General features: G+C 47.2%; 14 protein-coding genes and 1 other RNA gene. 6 read left to right on the top strand and 9 right to left on the bottom strand.

Going from position 1 to position 15738, the window contains the following annotated elements:
* The first annotated feature begins 54 nt into the window (after positions 1 to 54).
* A complete protein-coding gene (gntU, locus tag L5M11_RS17015) occupies positions 55 to 1398 on the top strand; it encodes a gluconate transporter (protein WP_105250511.1) in 1344 nt (447 codons plus the stop codon).
* 53 nt (positions 1399 to 1451) lie between these two features.
* Here the strand turns inward: gntU and gntR are convergent, their stop codons facing one another.
* The 3 genes from gntR to L5M11_RS17000 all read right to left on the bottom strand — a co-directional run bounded on the left by gntR (position 1452) and on the right by L5M11_RS17000 (position 5720).
* The gene (gene gntR, locus L5M11_RS17010; protein WP_263192816.1) at positions 1452 to 2450 is read right to left on the bottom strand and encodes a gluconate operon transcriptional repressor GntR; all 999 of its coding nucleotides are present in this window, start codon (positions 2448 to 2450) and stop codon (positions 1452 to 1454) included.
* Between the two features lie 222 nt (positions 2451 to 2672).
* Positions 2673 to 5093 (bottom strand): YgiQ family radical SAM protein, encoded by a 2421-nt coding sequence (locus L5M11_RS17005; protein ID WP_263192814.1) that lies wholly within the window; start codon positions 5091 to 5093, stop codon positions 2673 to 2675.
* A 216-nt stretch (positions 5094 to 5309) separates the two neighbouring features.
* Positions 5310 to 5720: an MAPEG family protein gene (locus L5M11_RS17000; protein WP_113941441.1), complete on the bottom strand. Its 411-nt coding sequence runs from the start codon at positions 5718 to 5720 to the stop codon at positions 5310 to 5312.
* A 157-nt stretch (positions 5721 to 5877) separates the two neighbouring features.
* On the opposite strand from L5M11_RS17000, the gene L5M11_RS16995 reads away from it, so the two are divergent.
* Together L5M11_RS16995 and L5M11_RS16990 are read left to right on the top strand one after the other, a co-directional pair.
* Positions 5878 to 7098 (top strand): threonine/serine exporter ThrE family protein, encoded by a 1221-nt coding sequence (locus tag L5M11_RS16995; RefSeq protein WP_263192813.1) that lies wholly within the window; start codon positions 5878 to 5880, stop codon positions 7096 to 7098.
* A gap of 191 nt (positions 7099 to 7289) precedes the next feature.
* A complete protein-coding gene (locus tag L5M11_RS16990) occupies positions 7290 to 8936 on the top strand; it encodes a hypothetical protein (protein ID WP_263192811.1) in 1647 nt (548 codons plus the stop codon).
* 65 nt (positions 8937 to 9001) lie between these two features.
* Here the strand turns inward: L5M11_RS16990 and L5M11_RS16985 are convergent, their stop codons facing one another.
* Entirely contained in the window at positions 9002 to 9787 is a 786-nt protein-coding gene (locus tag L5M11_RS16985; protein WP_263174063.1) for a DJ-1/PfpI family protein, read from the bottom strand.
* A gap of 150 nt (positions 9788 to 9937) precedes the next feature.
* On the opposite strand from L5M11_RS16985, the gene L5M11_RS16980 reads away from it, so the two are divergent.
* Positions 9938 to 10534 carry a TetR/AcrR family transcriptional regulator gene (locus tag L5M11_RS16980; RefSeq protein WP_263192810.1) on the top strand — a complete coding sequence of 199 codons (597 nt, stop codon included), beginning with the start codon at positions 9938 to 9940 and terminating at the stop codon, positions 10532 to 10534.
* A gap of 65 nt (positions 10535 to 10599) precedes the next feature.
* Here the strand turns inward: L5M11_RS16980 and L5M11_RS16975 are convergent, their stop codons facing one another.
* From L5M11_RS16975 to rsmI, 5 genes are all read right to left on the bottom strand, one after another.
* Positions 10600 to 10854 carry a hypothetical protein gene (locus L5M11_RS16975; protein WP_113941445.1) on the bottom strand — a complete coding sequence of 85 codons (255 nt, stop codon included), beginning with the start codon at positions 10852 to 10854 and terminating at the stop codon, positions 10600 to 10602.
* Between the two features lie 11 nt (positions 10855 to 10865).
* Complete coding sequence (locus L5M11_RS16970; RefSeq protein ID WP_219251810.1) at positions 10866 to 11369, bottom strand: hypothetical protein; 504 nt, start codon at positions 11367 to 11369, stop codon at positions 10866 to 10868.
* 9 nt (positions 11370 to 11378) lie between these two features.
* A complete protein-coding gene (locus L5M11_RS16965; protein WP_219251811.1) occupies positions 11379 to 11702 on the bottom strand; it encodes a DUF883 C-terminal domain-containing protein in 324 nt (107 codons plus the stop codon).
* A 372-nt stretch (positions 11703 to 12074) separates the two neighbouring features.
* An RNA gene (gene rnpB / locus L5M11_RS16960) (RNase P RNA component class A) lies at positions 12075 to 12426 on the bottom strand.
* 65 nt (positions 12427 to 12491) lie between these two features.
* Positions 12492 to 13334: a 16S rRNA (cytidine(1402)-2'-O)-methyltransferase gene (gene rsmI / locus L5M11_RS16955; RefSeq protein ID WP_263140967.1), complete on the bottom strand. Its 843-nt coding sequence runs from the start codon at positions 13332 to 13334 to the stop codon at positions 12492 to 12494.
* Positions 13335 to 13422: 88 nt separating this feature from the next.
* Here rsmI and L5M11_RS16950 point away from each other — a divergent pair, with 88 nt between their 5' ends.
* Both L5M11_RS16950 and L5M11_RS16945 read left to right on the top strand, forming a co-directional pair.
* Complete coding sequence (locus tag L5M11_RS16950; RefSeq protein WP_263140963.1) at positions 13423 to 15318, top strand: penicillin-binding protein activator; 1896 nt, start codon at positions 13423 to 13425, stop codon at positions 15316 to 15318.
* Positions 15315 to 15641, top strand: a complete 327-nt coding sequence (locus L5M11_RS16945; RefSeq protein ID WP_105250524.1) for a YraN family protein — start codon at positions 15315 to 15317, stop codon at positions 15639 to 15641. The genes L5M11_RS16950 and L5M11_RS16945 overlap by 4 nt, the downstream gene beginning before the upstream one ends.
* Positions 15642 to 15738 lie beyond the last annotated feature (97 nt).

Genomic DNA, 15738 nt, shown 5'->3' with positions numbered 1-15738 from the left:
TACCGGTAACCTACAAAAATGTGGACAACTTAACTAACAAGGAAAAGTCCTCTTATGTCTGATATGTCATTGATTCTGACAGCACTGGGTTCAATCGCCCTGCTACTGTTCTTAGTGATGAAAGTGAGATTACATGCAGTAGTATCACTGATACTGGTGTCGATAATTGCCGGCCTTTTCTCTGGTATGAACCCAGCTGATATTACCAATACGATTCAACAAGGTATGGGGGGAACACTGGGCTTTGTTGCGGTTGTGGTCGCTTTGGGAGCCATGTTTGGCCGGGTAATGGAAGAGACTGGCGCGCTAGATCAGATAGCCCATACACTGCTGAATAAATTTGGTAACGACAAAGCTCACTGGGCCATGACCTTTACAGGCTTTATCTGTGCGCTCCCCCTCTTCTTCGACGTTGCTGTGGTACTGCTGATTGGCATCGCCTTTGCCGTGGTTCGTAAAGGGGGCGGCAGCGTCGTTAAAATTGGTATTTCACTGCTCGCGGGTATTGCCACTTGTCAGGCATTTCTCATCCCTGCACCAGGGCCTATTTTGGTCGCTTCCCAGCTCAATGCCGACTTTGGTTACATGATAGTCTTCGGTTTATTGGCATCGATTCCGGCGATGATTCTAGGCGGCCCACTCTTTGCCAGCCTCATCTCCCAAAAAGTCCATGTTGAGCTGCCTGCCCACGAGCAGCAGGAAAAAGGTGAACGAGAAGGCGGACCGATCCCCTCATTCGCGCTATCAATCAGTATTGTGGTGTTCCCACTGCTGCTTATCGGTTTAAAGACAGTTGTGTCACGCTTTATTGATGAAAAATCCGATCTGCATAATTGGCTCGCCTTGATAGGTCATCCCTTCACCGCCATTTTGCTAGCCTGTTTAATCGCATTCTATGTGCTGGGCGTGAGACGCAATATTCCCAATGAGCGCATCATGGAAATCTGTAGCAGTGCGCTCCAACCTGCTGGGATCATTATTCTCGTCACCGGTGCTGGCGGCGTGTTTAAGCAAGTGCTGATTGATTCGGGGGTTGGCGATGCATTAGGCAATATGTTGGCAGGTTCGGGATTACCGATTGTAATACTGGCATTTATTTTATCGGCGTCGGTACGCGTGATCCAAGGGTCGGCAACCGTGGCCATGTTAACGGCTTGCGGCCTTATCATCCCAATACTTGAACCACTAAACTTAGATGGTGCTCAATTGGCGGCAATTACGATTGCCATTGGCGGTGGTTCGATTGTGCTCTCACACGTCAATGACTCAGGCTTCTGGCTCGCTAACCGTTTTCTTGGATTATCAGAAAAACAAACACTGCAAACTTGGACTGTAATGGAGACCATTATTGGTACGACGGGCGGCATAGTCGCAGTCATCATCTCTGCGTTTCTCTAACGATAACCTGTGATGACAAACATAAGTCGTTAAGCGAAAGAACGAGGGGAAGTCTACAGTGTTTCCCCTAAATCAATACGATAGCCCAGATCGATAACCGAATCTGCTATCTCTTTGCCATTTAACCTGTCTAATAGCTCAGTGGCAGCAATTCGACCAATCTCCTTTCTCGGCGTAATAATGCTCGCCAATTTTGGCGTCATAGATTGGCCAATATCATGGCCATGAAACCCTGCAACGCCAATTTGTTCAGGGATCTTGATGCCTTGTCTTTGACACTCAAATATCACCCCCGCAGCCAAATCATCGTTGGTGCAGAAAAAGCTATCCACATAGGGATATTTCGCTAATGTTTGTTGCAATAACGACGCCCCCAACGAAAACGACGAGGCCTCATTTGTGGTCATCGCCAAAGGTGTAAGCTGAGCTTGCTGCATCGCTAACTCGTAGCCTCGCATCTTAAGCTGAGTGCGAATATCCATGCGCGCACCTAGGTAGGCAATGTGGCGATAGCCTTGTGCAATCATGGCCTTAACCATTTCGCATGCGGCCGCTGTGTTATCGAAACCCACACACTGTTGAATCGAAGGCGACACACTATCCATCATTTCGATGACCGGAATGCCCGCCGTTTCAATCATTCGCACGGTACGCGGCGTGTGGTAACTTTCGGACAAGAGTAAGCCATCGATATTGTAAGAGAGCAGTGATGCCACCCGCTCTTCTTCTAATTCGGCCTGATACCCGTAGTGAGCCAGCATGGTTTGATAACCGCGTTTACCGGTCACATTCTCGATACCGCGCAGCACTTCAGCAAATACTTGGTTGGTTAACGAAGGCACTAACACGCCAATGGCGCGGCTGGTCGCTTGCGCTAAAATTTCCGGCGCGCGATTAGGAATATAACCTAAGGTTTCTAGCGCGATAGCTATCTTCTCTTGAGTGCTTTGCGCCACCCTTGTTGGATTTTTTAAATAGCGACTCACCGTCATTTTGGTGACCCCAACTTGATCGGCAACGTCTTGAAGACTGGGTCTACGCTTTTTATTCATAATATCTAATGTTAGTTAACGAACCGCGGATATGGGTGAGATGTATAGCTAAAATATCGAATATAAACAAATAGTAGACATAAACATCAGACAGGGATCTTATAATAGTTCGCCCAGCGATACCAGTTGAGGACTATTTTAGCGGAATGACCATGCTAGCTAGGCCACTCCAAACTCATATCTGGAGCGGCCTTTGAACATTATTTGTGATGGTGAAAAGTGTTACTTAGCCTGTTGGCGCCCCTGAGCGGGCTTTCCTGCAGGTTTACCACCCGTTTTTGATGGGCTTCCGCCTTTAGCACTGCTGTTCGCTTGAGCGCCGCCGGCCTTAAAACCAGACTGGCTGAAGGGCGCTTTCGCTCCCGGACGGCTCGAATGGGCTCCACTGGGTTTAGCTCCCGCTGGCTTAGCGCCATTCGCTGCGGGTTTGCCACCTTTCGCGGCTGGTTTTGATTCCGCGCCAGCCTGAGTTTGCGCGCCGCCTTTCGCCGCACCTTTAGATTTGCCATCGCCCTTGCGGTCATCAAATTGATTGCCCGAGAAGCGAGTAAAGGCTTTTTGGCCTTGGTTGGCATCTTTCATCCACTTAGGTCCGCGCTCATTTCGACCTTCTGGCGGCACTAACTGATGCGGACTATTACCGATCAAGTCTTCACGCCCCATGGCGGTTAAGCCTTCACGGATCAATGGCCAACCCGCAGGATCGTGATAACGGAGCAATGCTTTGTGCAAGCGACGTTGGCGCCCTTTCTTCGGCACCGATACCACTTCGCTGGTGTGCTTGACGTTTTTCAGCGAGTTTAACTCGGTATGATAAATCGTGGTCGCATTCGCCATCGGTGACGGATAAAAATTCTGTACTTGATCGAGCTTGAACTTACGTTCCTTCAACCACAACGCTAAGTTCACCATGTCTTCGTCGGTCGTACCTGGATGGGCCGAAATAAAGTAAGGGATCAGGAACTGCTCTTTGCCCGCTTCCTTAGAAAACTTATCGAACAATTCTTTAAACTTATCGTAGGCGCCCATGCCAGGTTTCATCATCTTGCTGAGCGGACCTTCTTCGGTATGCTCAGGGGCGATTTTTAAGTAGCCGCCCACATGGTGCTGCACTAACTCTTTAACATAAGCCGGATCTTCGATCGCCAAGTCGTAACGCACGCCAGAGGCAATCAATACTTTCTTGATGCCAGGTACGGCACGCGCAGCGCGATACAAGTCGATAGTATGTTTATGATCTGTGCCTAAGTGGCCGCAAATCGATGGGAACACACAGGATAAACGACGACAGGTTTTTTCAGCCTTCTCGCTGGTACAACCTAAACGATACATGTTGGCGGTTGGGCCGCCTAAATCGGAAATCACCCCAGTAAAGCCTGGCACTTTTTCCTGAATATCTTTGATTTCTTTAACAATCGACTCTTGTGAACGACTCTGAATGATTCGGCCTTCATGCTCGGTAATCGAGCAAAAAGAACAGCCACCAAAGCAGCCACGCATGATGTTGATAGACGTCTTGATCATGTCATAGGCAGGGATTTTTTCCTTGCCATAGATAGGATGAGGAATGCGCTGATAGGGTAAATCGAATACGGCATCCATCTCATCGGTATTGAGCGGCCATGCGGGCGGATTCACCCAAACGGCGCGGTCGCCATGGGGTTGAAATAACGCACGGGCACAACCTGGGTTTTGCTCTTGGTGCAAAATCCGTGAAGCATGGGCATATAAATATTTGTCTTCAGAGACTTTTTCAAACGCTGGCAGCAGCACATAGGTTTTATCCCATGGCTTAGGTTTAGGCGGTTGAACGCTAATTGGCTTAGGGGCTTCGTTATCGAATATCTTCACATCCGACGGGCCGGACAAGTTAGCACAACCCACATCATCGGCGCCGTAAGGATTCGGCAGCGGCTCTATCTTGTGCAGTTGGTCAATCTTGCGCGAGTCCATACCGCGCCATTCGGGCAGTGGCTCTTTACGGATAACAGCTGTGCCACGCACATCGTGCAACGAGTTTATCGGTTCACCGGCAGCTAAGCGGCGTGCCACTTCGACTAAAGGACGCTCGGCGTTACCGTACATCAGAATGTCGGCCTTGGCATCGAAAATGACACTGCGGCGTACTTTATCCGACCAATAATCGTAATGGGCGATGCGGCGCAAACTGGCTTCAATACCGCCAATGATCACAGGCACATCTTTAAAGGCTTCTTTACAACGCTGGGTGTACACAGTCACGGCGCGATCTGGGCGCTTACCGCCAATATCACCCGCGGTATAAGCATCGTCAGAACGTAAACGACGGTCGGCGGTGTAACGGTTGATCATCGAATCCATGTTGCCGGCGGTGACGCCAAAAAACAGATTCGGGCGGCCCAATTGCATAAAGGCTTCTTTGCTCGACCAATCTGGCTGGGAAATAATCCCAACTCGGTAACCCTGAGCCTCTAACATACGGCCGATCACCGCCATGCCAAAGCTTGGGTGATCCACATAAGCGTCGCCTGTGACTATGATGATGTCACAGCTATCCCAACCAAGCTTATCCATCTCCTTGCGAGACATAGGTAAGAAAGGCGCAGTGCTGTCGCCCGTGGCCCAATACTTGGGATGACTAAAGAGTGTGGATTCAACTTGCATGGATTGTGACCCGAAAACGTAATGTCAAATAAAGGCGCCACGAAAATAAGTTACGCCAATTTAGGGACGCGGAGTATAGCAGGGAATGGAGGATAGATGCGATTAAAAAAACACCAATCGAGGCATTTTCAGGGGTATTTGAGCCAGAAGCGTAATACCCCTAAATCCGCTATGGATATGGCTTAGGGCGGAATTAACCGCCCCAAACCTGCGAGCCTAGAGACCCTTTCCTAAACCTTGAGCAAAATGCAGCAAATTCACCAACGCCAAACTGATAATCACTAGCCAAGTGAGCAATACGCCCCAAAAACGACCAAAATGATAACCACCTTGGCCTTGAGTTAAGCCAATAGCATGGAGTAAGCGCGCCACTATCCACACAGTCCCAAAACAGTGTAAATAAAATGCAGGCAAGCCACCCGCTTCGGCCACCAGCATTAAAATCAATACGATAGGCGCATTTTCGATCAGGTTAACATGCACTCGATTAGCCAAAGCTAAGGTGCTGTTACCACCATCCCCTAGGCCGATTTTCTGACCTCGCCTTAATTTAACTACTCGATAAGCCAAAGCGACAATTAATAGCCCTGTGAGGCTAGCGTAAAGACCCGTTACCATCAAAGACATGCCTATTTCCCCTTATCAAAAAGCTGACTATAGCCCGAGCTGCAAAAAATCAGCAATTTATTTGTATTAAGGTTAAAAGCCATTAACCTTTTATAGACAAGATAGGTTAATATGCGCGCGTCATTCCCTACAACTTTTTATACAGTGAATACCCCGATTGGATAACGACGAGTTTATCGAAAAACGCAGATTTATCATAAAGCTAGGCAAAGCCTTGCATAAGTTTGGCACACCCGCTTATCGTCTAGAAACCCACTTACAAACCGTTGCTCGCACCTTAGGTATCGAAGGCTATTTCCTTATTTCTCCGACGTCGATGACCTTCGTTTTGCAACATGATACTGATCAAGAATATAACCATGCCGCTCGCGTTAAGCCCGGTGAACTCGATTTGGGCTCACTCGCCCGCACCGATGAATTGGTCGATGAGTTAACCTCAGGTAAACGCACTTTGGCCGAGGCCTTAGATCGCTTAGAAGAAATTGCCAATAAACCCAATCCCTATGGCCCTGTATTAACTTGCTTTTCTTTTGGAACTTCTGCCGCCGCTTTCGCTATGCTGATGGGCACGGGTTGGAACGATGTATTTTGGTCAGGATTATTAGGCTTATTCGTCTATGGCTTGGTATACCGTGCCGAACGCTCGGCCCGCATGGCCGAAGTGCTCGAACCCTTCGCCACTATCCTTTGCGCTATCGCAGCCTGTGGCATAGCGCGTATCGATCCAAATATTAATATCCCAGTAGTGATCCTCTCCTCCATTATTATTTTTATTCCCGGCTTAGCCTTAACCTTAGGTTTAGCCGAACTCGCCGCACGGGATTTAATTTCTGGCACGGCGCGCATCATGGATGCGAGCATGCAATTATTTAAGCTGTACTTTGGTGCAGTGCTCGGCATGGCAATCGGTAAAGCTATATTCGGCGAAGCGATTCACATAGAACCTGAAGGTTTACCTCGCTGGGCGATATGGTCGGCGGTTCCGATTCTATCTATGGCGCTGGTTTTTATCTTCAAAGCAAGGATGCAAGATTCGCCTTGGGGCGTATTGGCTGGGATAGTGGCGTTTTTCTCAGCCATGCTCGGCGGACATTATTTTGGTGATTCGGTGGGGATCTTCTTTGGTGCCTTGGCAGTAGGAATTTATTCTAACCTCTTCGCCCGCTGGATGAAGGCGCCTGCCTCCATCGCCTTGTTGCAGGGAATAGTGATCTTAGTCCCCGGCAGTAAAACCTATATCGGACTCAATGCACTGATCTCAGGTGAGACCATGCTCAATCAGTCGCACATAGGCTCGCAAATCTTTTTGATTTTTATGTCGCTAATTGCGGGGCTCATCTTTGCTAACGTCGCAGTCCCACCTAGGCGTACACTGTAACAATCGCTAATCCGGCTGGAGCCCGCGCCCAGCCGCCACCTCAAGATAATCTTAAGCTAACCTTAAGTAAAATAAGAAACTTATTAAAATGTTTCCTTGACTAACACTCGCTTTCCATGTGTTATTAAATTGTGAATTGCAACGTGAAATTGTTTTCGCTGCAGTCGTCGATTTCATGGGAGTGGCCTTTTATGCAGAATTTTTTTCAGTATGCATGCATCCTATCTTGTTGTGTTGGCAACCTAATCAGAGTTGCCCAAGCAGAAGAGGCTAAGCTCGCCGATCCCGCAAACCAAGATCAAACAAAACAAAAAGTCAGCAAGATTGTGGTGGTCAACAACCCCATTTTTGATGAGTCAGATCCCGATGCTTTTTTCATTCACCGCTGGGCTAACGCCCTGCATATCAATACCAAAGAATATGTGGTTCTCGATAATCTAACCTTCAGCGAAAATGATACTGTCACACAAAAAGATCTCGACGAATCCCAACGACTTTTACGGGCAATGCCTTACATTCGCGATGCGAAAATTTATATCGCAGAAAAAGATCCCCAAGCCGATGTCGATCCATCCGTTGAGTCCGTGGTGGTGGAGACCTGGGATAATTGGTCATTATTACCGACAGCGAGTTTGAGTAGTTCAGGTGGCGACACCCGTTACTCCTTCGGGCTCAAAGAAGACAACTTGCTTGGAACGGGGATCCGCACTCGACTTAAATATCAATCTAATGAATCCCGGAATGGCTATAAATTTGCTTTCGAAGCGCCGCTCAGCATTATTGAGCACGGCACAGTTGCCGCTGAGTTCTACGACAATAGCGACGGCCAAGCTAAACACGTTTATGTGAGTAAGCCCTTCTATTCCCTCAATACGAGTACCATGTATTCGGCGGAGTTTTTAGACGATAACCGTACAGATACCCTCAGACAAAATGGGCAAGAGGTGAATGAGTTCACACACACAGTCGACTATCTCAATCTGCAATATGGCTGGTTAATTAATAAAAACAGTCAGCATCTTTCTCGCTTTATTACTGGTGTCACCCAAGACAAGCACGAGTTTGCCCATTCTGAGCGCTATCCTACGTCCATGCTCCCTCAAGACAGGGACTTTATGTACCCTTGGGTCGCCTACGAGTTTATCGAAGATGATTTCCACGTACTGAATAATGTTCACCTGATCACCAATAATGAAGACTTTAACTTAGGTTGGCATCACTATGTGCAATTCGGCATAGAAACCAATGATATAGGTGATAATAATCCCTTAGGCTACCACGTTAACTGGCAAAGCACTGGCGGGTATAAGTTTAACGATCAACTGTGGCTGTTAGAAATGGGGGGAACAAGCACTATCGGCACCACTCAAAAAGATACTTATAAGGTCGATGTTCAAGCCGAATACTTCTATCAAATTCATCCTAAGTGGACGGCTTATGGCAAAGCTTGGGCTAGCCTTTCACAGAACACTTATCTGGATCTAACAAAAGGATTAGGGGATGAAACTGGCGTGCGCGGTTATCCAAACGAATACCAACAAGGGGATAATCAGTGGTTACTGACCGCCGAGATACGCAACTACCCCAATATCAACTTATACCAACTGGCTGAATTAGGCTGGGCAGTCTTTGCCGATCTGGGTCAAGCTTCCGGCGGCCAACTCGCCGAGAATAACGAAGTCAGCGGTCCACTGGGTAGCATAGGCATAGGCGCGCGGATTTATTCCTCTCGATCCAGCTATGGCAACGTAGCCCATATCGATTTTTCACTCCCTTATACGGGCGGCGAGTCAGTAAACAGCTGGGAATGGCGATTCCTAGTGAAAAGCAGTTTTTAAACCTAAGGTACATAATAATCGTATGAACTATGTACTTTTTAAGACAATCCTTGGCGCCTTGTGACCTAAAATAATCCTGACGCTATCAGCCTAACCTCCTGTTCAACCCTCTGTACCAAAAGAGCATCAGCCAATATAGGTGAGCCACAATTAAAGGGAGGTTTAGGATCATATTCAAACAATAACTGCAGTGTTTTAGCCTGTTGTTCACCCTCTATATTGGCAATGAGTGCCAAAGCAAAATCAAGCCCTGCAGTAATACCGCCGCCACTGATCCGATTACGGTCAATCACAATACGTTTATTTTCAAAGGTAATTTGAGGATATTGTGCCAATACTGAAGCATAAGCCCAGTGAGTGGTCGTGCGATAACCATTAAGTAAACCTGTTGCCGCAAGAATCAAGGCACCAGTGCATACAGATGTAATGTATTGCGCTTGCTCCCCCTTGCGTTTTAAGAAAGAAATGACTTTCTCATCCTGTATTTGCGCCAAAGGATTTGCGCTCCCAGGCACTAAAAGGATATCTATCGGCGGACAATTATCGAAATCGTAATTAGGCTGTAAGTTAACGCCCGCATCACAGGGTAATAGCGTGCTGGTTTTCGCAAAAGTGAAGGTTTCAAATGATGGCACAAAGGCTAAAAACTGTAGTGGCCCATAGGCATCGAGCATCGTCATGCCGGGATAAAGGAAAATACCTACTCTTAATTTGTGCTTGATTGGATTATTTGTTTGGTCACTTTGAGCCGCTTCAATATTTTCACTCATCATAGATTCTCCATCGGTAGTGACAATTTCAGGTAACACTGTCGTTGCAGTTAACCCTATGACCGTCACTATAAAGCCCATTATTCCCAACCATCAGGCACAAACTCGCCCGAATGTTTCAAATGGTACACCTGAACCTATCTGTTCCACTTAAGCAAAAATCACAACACAAGAGCCATTGAGGCTAATGTATAATCAAACGCCTGAATTGAATTTGGAGCAAAATCCAGTATGCACACCAAGCCCCACATGCGCATAGAACAAAGCCCGCGAGCGATGCTCAAGGTTCTCCACGTTTTCAAGGAAATGCTTAAACAACAAGATTATCGTGATATTGCAGTGGCAGATATTGCGCACAAAGCCGATGTCGGGCGCACGACTTTTTATCGCTACTTCAAACGCAAACTGGATATTCTTATTGCACTACATCAAAATATTTTTGAAAATATCTTTGAAGATCTACGGTCAACCGAAGACTGGCTTTCAACTAACACACCACCCTCATTGGAAAAACTGCTTATTACTTTTAGCCGAAACAGCATGTTTCGCCGTTCCATGTCATTTAGACTAGGTAGCGACCTCGATGCAGCAACTAAACAATTACAAACTAAACTTGTGCAACATATCGAAAATAAATTGATCAACACCTTCAACACTGACGAATTTATTATTCCAAGCTACACATTAGCCCATAGCATAGCAGCTCTTTATTTAAGCCAAATTCAACAACTTATCGCCAGTCCCACACCTTGTCCTACACAACAAGCAAAATACTTACACTTACTGACTCGAGGCATAATTGTAGCGGCATTGACGACAACTAAATAGCAGCGAAACCCATACCTGCACCAATGGAAATCATTAAGGTAGAAATCACGGCATTTACATCATTCTCAAGCGATGAGTTTGGTAATCCAACGCAAGCCAAAAGTGCTACGGAGTAGTTTTACAGTGCTGTTGTGGCGCATTTGAAACAGACAGCCAAGGCTAAAACTGACGATTAAACCTGGCGTCGATCCTATAAAATCACGACTGCTTTGCGCTAATTGTCGTTTCCTCATCAGTAACAAATCATGCTGCAACTGGCCTTGTTCCGTCAGCACAGTCAGCTTCAACTGCTGTTTTTTAAGTAACTGTTGAATTAGCATACTCGCACCTCCTATTTTTGATGTTCCGACTCTCGAGTCGAGAGCAAAAGCTGTAATTGCTGCCAAGTCTTCGAAAAGCCAGTTTGTGACAGCACATAGCCAAGACTACGCCAACACCAAAGCAATAAAACAAACTGTAGCACCACCAAAGCGCTCACTGTGGCCAATAACGAACCGCTCAATTGAAACAGCGTATAGCCCAACAGCAATAAAATACTGCCCCAGAATAACGTAATGCCAGTACCAAAACAGACGACTAAAGCCGCAGCAATAATCAGGCTACGCCCTGTTAACCGCCATTCTGCCGTTGCTATTTTCCCGGCCAACTTCAACTGCTCGAGATAGGCTTGCTTCACTGAACTGCTAAGAACAGCTATTTCAGCCAGTTGCTCCATTGCCTGATCAATAACTTTATGCTGGGCAGCAGCTGATGCTGTCTGCCCAGTTTTGGCGGTTTGCGTACTATGCTGGACGGGCCTTTGTTCTGGCGCCTCTGACCTTGCACGGTTTTGCATAAATCCACCTTAGCGACGGCGCAATAAAGCCGTTAATACCACGCCAGCGGCAAAGGCAATCCCAGCTGTGGCCAATGGATTTTGCGCTGCCAACTCACGGGTTTTACTGTAAGAGCTTTGCAGTTGCTGTTTGATTTCCTCTTGCTTGTGCGCCAGTGTTTCCTGCGAGCTAGCTGCCGTTTTACGCAAAGTGTCTTCTGCAACTGCGGCTTTCTCTGCTACTACATCAACAGCATGGTGCGTCACTTCAGTTGCTTTCGCTGTTGTGGGTGAATTTAAAGCACCGCTATCTTTACTGTTAGTTTGTTCTGCTACGCTTTTTGAACTGGCCATAGAAAGCCTCCTTGGTGAACACTGTGCAATGCAACAAGATGCTGCACTTTGCGTACAAACCAATGCAATGGCTATACCAAACAATATAAACGCATAAAAACAAAAGGTTATAACTACTTTGTTTCTATTAACTCTCTCAGTTAACGGTAGATGTTACCTGCATTGAGTAATTTTTACCTGCGACGAAGAAGGACTAAAAATAGCTGTAATGGCGGCTAAACTGAAAGCTAAATAAGCGATAGACTGAAGGGACGGGAGAACGAGATAACTCTGATTTTTTAATGAGTTAATCAAATAAAATTTATCATTACTGTATAAATTAAAAAACAAAAAGCCCGTTTGTCATTACGACAAACGGGCTTTTTGTTGAATGAGGTGAGTTGGCCGATAAGCCGGGTCCTGTCTTGGACAGTCATTCATCTAGGCCTGAAATCGCTCACAGGCTCAAGCGACCTACCCGGTTCCAACGCGAGCCACGCCATACGGAACCCTATTTGGTCTTGCTCCGGGTGGAGTTTACCTTGCTACGAACTATTGCTAGCCGCACGGTGCGCTCTTACCGCACCCTTTCACCCTTACCGACCTGATAAATCAGGCAGGCGGTCTACTCTCTGTTGCACTTGTCGTCGGTTCGCACCGCCCAGGCGTTACCTGGCACCCCGCTCTTTGGAGCCCGGACTTTCCTCCCCGTTCTTGCGAACGCGGCGACTGTCTGGCCAACTCGGCGCGGATTATAGCCTAAGCCACCCTGATGCACCACAGATAATCCGCTCGTAACCGTTTTAGCGCTTATAAATCAGACTCTAGGCCGTATTTATACAGAGCATTCTTTTTAAGTCCATGAATTTGCGAGGCAATTGCTGCGGCTTTCTTCAATGGTAATTCTTCACATAAGAGTTTGAGCGTATTAATAGCGACGGTGGGAATCGCTTCGTCATCACTCAAATGGTAGCCATGCACCATAAGCACGATTTCACCCTTCTGCTGATTCGGGTCAGTACTAACAGTGGCAAGCACCTCTGAGACAGGACCAGATAAAAAAGTTTCGAAGGTTTTGGTCACTTCACGCGCCATGACGACGTGGCGTTCGCCACCAAGCACTTCAACCATAGTCGTTAGACTGTGCTCAATGCGGTGGGGTGATTCATAAAATATCAGCGTGCGCGGATCTTCTTTCAATGCCAATAACTTATCAGCGCGGGCTTTTTCTTTAGACGGCAGAAAACCTTCGAAAGAAAAACGGTCCGATGGCAAACCCGAGGCGCTCAGGGCGGTAATTGCCGCGCAAGGGCCGGGTAAGGGGATCACATTAAACCCAGATTGGCGCACATGGGAAACCAAGTGATAACCCGGATCGGAAATCAACGGGGTACCCGCATCTGAAATTAATGCAATCGACAGTCCAGCTGCAAGCTGATCGACAATCCACTGGGCACGAGCACGCTCGTTATGGTCATGCAGCGCCGTAGTTTTTGTGGTAATACCAAAGTGGCTCAATAACTTACCGCTGTGGCGAGTATCTTCACAGGCGATCAATGAAACCTGATTCAGCACCTCTATTGCCCGTGAGCTCATATCGCCCAAATTACCTATGGGAGTAGGAACTATGTAGAGTGCGACGCTTTGGTCCATATATACCTCTGTAATGACAGTGCCAAGACTTTCGTCAAGCGCGAGAGAAGGTTAAACTAGAGGCTGCATCTTACCAGAGTGAAGCCCAGTGTTAAAAAGCCTGAATACAACTAAGTTCGTTTCCGTGGCCATTTTATCGGTAATCTTGGCGGGTTGTGGCACTTCAACGCCCACCTCGACCGAAACTGCACCCACAGTGGCCACCTCTTTAGCATCCGCACCTTTGTCGGCCAATGTGTATTTGGCACAAGCCGCCAATAGCAAAGATCCGCAGCAGCGCGATACTAATCTGCTGCTCGCAGCCCATGCCTACATCAATGCCAACGACTACGCAGCAGCGCAGAAGCTACTAAAATCGATACAGCCAAGCTTGAATCAGAGCCCAACATTTCTGGCCGAACATAAATACTTGACCGCGCGCGTGCTTGAACATACGTCCACCTATAGTGATGCACTTAAAGTTCTCAATTATCCAAGCAATTGGAGTTTGCCAAGCTGGCAGATGACGGCTTATCACCAATTCAAGGCGCATTTATATCAATTGAATAAACAGCCTATTGAGCAAGTGCGTGAACTGAGTTTACTGACGACTTACTTGCCCCCCGCCCAAGCCAACGAGGTGAATAACGCGATTTGGCAAGTGCTGCAGCCAATGCACGAACAAACCTTAAAAGCCTTTACCCAAGATGCTAAGACTCCTGTGTTTACGGGTTGGTTGCAATTGGCTTATATCGCGAAGCATTATGCTGTCGATCCGACACAGTTAGTACGCTACTTAGGCGAATGGCAGAAACAAAATCCTTATCATCCTGCAGCGGCTAAGCTACCCGCCGATCTTGACAGAGCCTTAAACGCTAAGCCATTTACGCCAAAAAACATTGCTGTGCTGTTGCCGCTGACGGGCCCAAGAGCTAACGCTGCCAATGCAATTCGCCAAGGCATATTAGCCAGTTACATGGCAAAGCAAAATGACCAAGTCGCAGTCAACTTTTATGACACGGCAAACGATGCTGCCAGCGCTTACCAACAGGCGCTAACTGCGGGAGCCGAATTTATTATTGGCCCATTATTGCCTACTGAAATTGAACAACTGCAAGTGAGCAATGCGGCAAACACTGCCGCCACTAATGCGGTGACTAATACTGCTAACCCAGACAAAACGGCCAATACAGCACCTGCTACGCCTGTGCCACAACTATATTTAAATCAAGTAGATAAGTTCACCCCCGATCCGAATAAGTTCTACTTTGCATTATCTCCCGCACAAGAGGCGGCCGATGCGGCGGAGCATTTATATCAAGATGGCGTAACTATGCCGTTACTGCTCGCCAGTAACGATGCCCTTGGCAAACGCATGGCCGAAAGCTTTATTCAAGCATGGAAAAAGAAGAGCGATAACCCTGTCGAAGTTCACTACTTCGATGGCGGTGATAAAATGCGCACCACAGTACAAGATGCCCTTGGAGTGCGCGATAGCCAAGAGCGGATCGCCCGTATTAAAGAGTTGTTAGGCAATTCAGTACAAGCCGACTTCCGTTCACGCCAAGATATTGATGCCATTTATATGATTTCAACGCCACAGGATCTAACCCTGCTCAAGGCCTTTATCGACGTAAACTTTAGCGTTTTCACACAACCTGTGCCTTTATATACCTCAAGCCGCAGCCGAGTTGAAAATGAAAGCACACAAACGGCGCAGGATTTAAATAACCTGACCCTAAGCGACGCACCTTGGCTAATGCAAAACGGCGAAGAAAATCTGATGGTCAACACACTATTTTCGGGCTGGAATAACAGTCAGAAACGTTTGTTTGTTATGGGTTATGATGCAATGGATTTGATCGGCCGTTTGGCGCAAATGCGCTCATTCACGGGTTATCAATTCAATGGTCGCAGTGGTGCTTTATCTGTCAGTCCAGATGGCATAGTCAACCGCCAATTAAGCTGGGGACGTTATGAAAGAGGTAGCTTCCGCCAGTTATGACACTCGGACAGCAGGCAGAATCGCACGCCCAACGTTACCTTGAACAACAAGGCTTAACTTTTGTCGAACGTAATGTCCGCTATCCGTTTGGGGAAATTGATTTAATCATGCGCCATAAAAACCATTGGGTATTTGTCGAAGTGAAGTATCGTTCGGCAAATCAATATGGCGGCGCATTACAGGCCTTAAGCAGCGCGCAGATTTCGCGAATTCGCAAAGCGGCTAGCCACTATTTACAACTCAATAGACTCGATGTGCCCTGTCGTTTCGATGTCATCGCCATGGAAGCCGATCAAATTCATTGGCTGGTCGATGCCTTTTAAGCGCCAATAGTGAAAGAGTGACTACACAAATTATTTTAACGTCTGTGCCTCAACACGCTTGTGGAAATATGGCATGATAGCAACACTTTATCCTGAA

Origin of the sequence: Shewanella sp. SM87, from assembly GCF_025653705.1 — a bacterium.
GTDB lineage: Bacteria > Pseudomonadota > Gammaproteobacteria > Enterobacterales > Shewanellaceae > Shewanella > Shewanella oncorhynchi.
Note: the sequence above shows the minus strand (reverse complement) of the source record. Positions and strands in the feature narration are given on the sequence as shown.

Bases quoted from the DNA above. Each gene is read 5' to 3' on its own strand.
- gntU (WP_105250511.1), top strand. From the start codon at position 55: ATGTCTGATATGTCATTGATTCTGACAGCACTGGGTTCAATCGCCCTG.
- gntR (WP_263192816.1), bottom strand. From the start codon at position 2,450: ATGAATAAAAAGCGTAGACCCAGTCTTCAAGACGTTGCCGATCAAGTT.
- L5M11_RS17005 (WP_263192814.1), bottom strand. From the start codon at position 5,093: ATGCAAGTTGAATCCACACTCTTTAGTCATCCCAAGTATTGGGCCACG.
- L5M11_RS17000 (WP_113941441.1), bottom strand. From the start codon at position 5,720: ATGTCTTTGATGGTAACGGGTCTTTACGCTAGCCTCACAGGGCTATTA.
- L5M11_RS16990 (WP_263192811.1), top strand. From the start codon at position 7,290: ATGCAGAATTTTTTTCAGTATGCATGCATCCTATCTTGTTGTGTTGGC.
- L5M11_RS16985 (WP_263174063.1), bottom strand. From the start codon at position 9,787: ATGGGCTTTATAGTGACGGTCATAGGGTTAACTGCAACGACAGTGTTA.
- L5M11_RS16980 (WP_263192810.1), top strand. From the start codon at position 9,938: ATGCACACCAAGCCCCACATGCGCATAGAACAAAGCCCGCGAGCGATG.
- L5M11_RS16975 (WP_113941445.1), bottom strand. From the start codon at position 10,854: ATGCTAATTCAACAGTTACTTAAAAAACAGCAGTTGAAGCTGACTGTG.
- L5M11_RS16970 (WP_219251810.1), bottom strand. From the start codon at position 11,369: ATGCAAAACCGTGCAAGGTCAGAGGCGCCAGAACAAAGGCCCGTCCAG.
- L5M11_RS16965 (WP_219251811.1), bottom strand. From the start codon at position 11,702: ATGGCCAGTTCAAAAAGCGTAGCAGAACAAACTAACAGTAAAGATAGC.
- rsmI (WP_263140967.1), bottom strand. From the start codon at position 13,334: ATGGACCAAAGCGTCGCACTCTACATAGTTCCTACTCCCATAGGTAAT.
- L5M11_RS16945 (WP_105250524.1), top strand. From the start codon at position 15,315: ATGACACTCGGACAGCAGGCAGAATCGCACGCCCAACGTTACCTTGAA.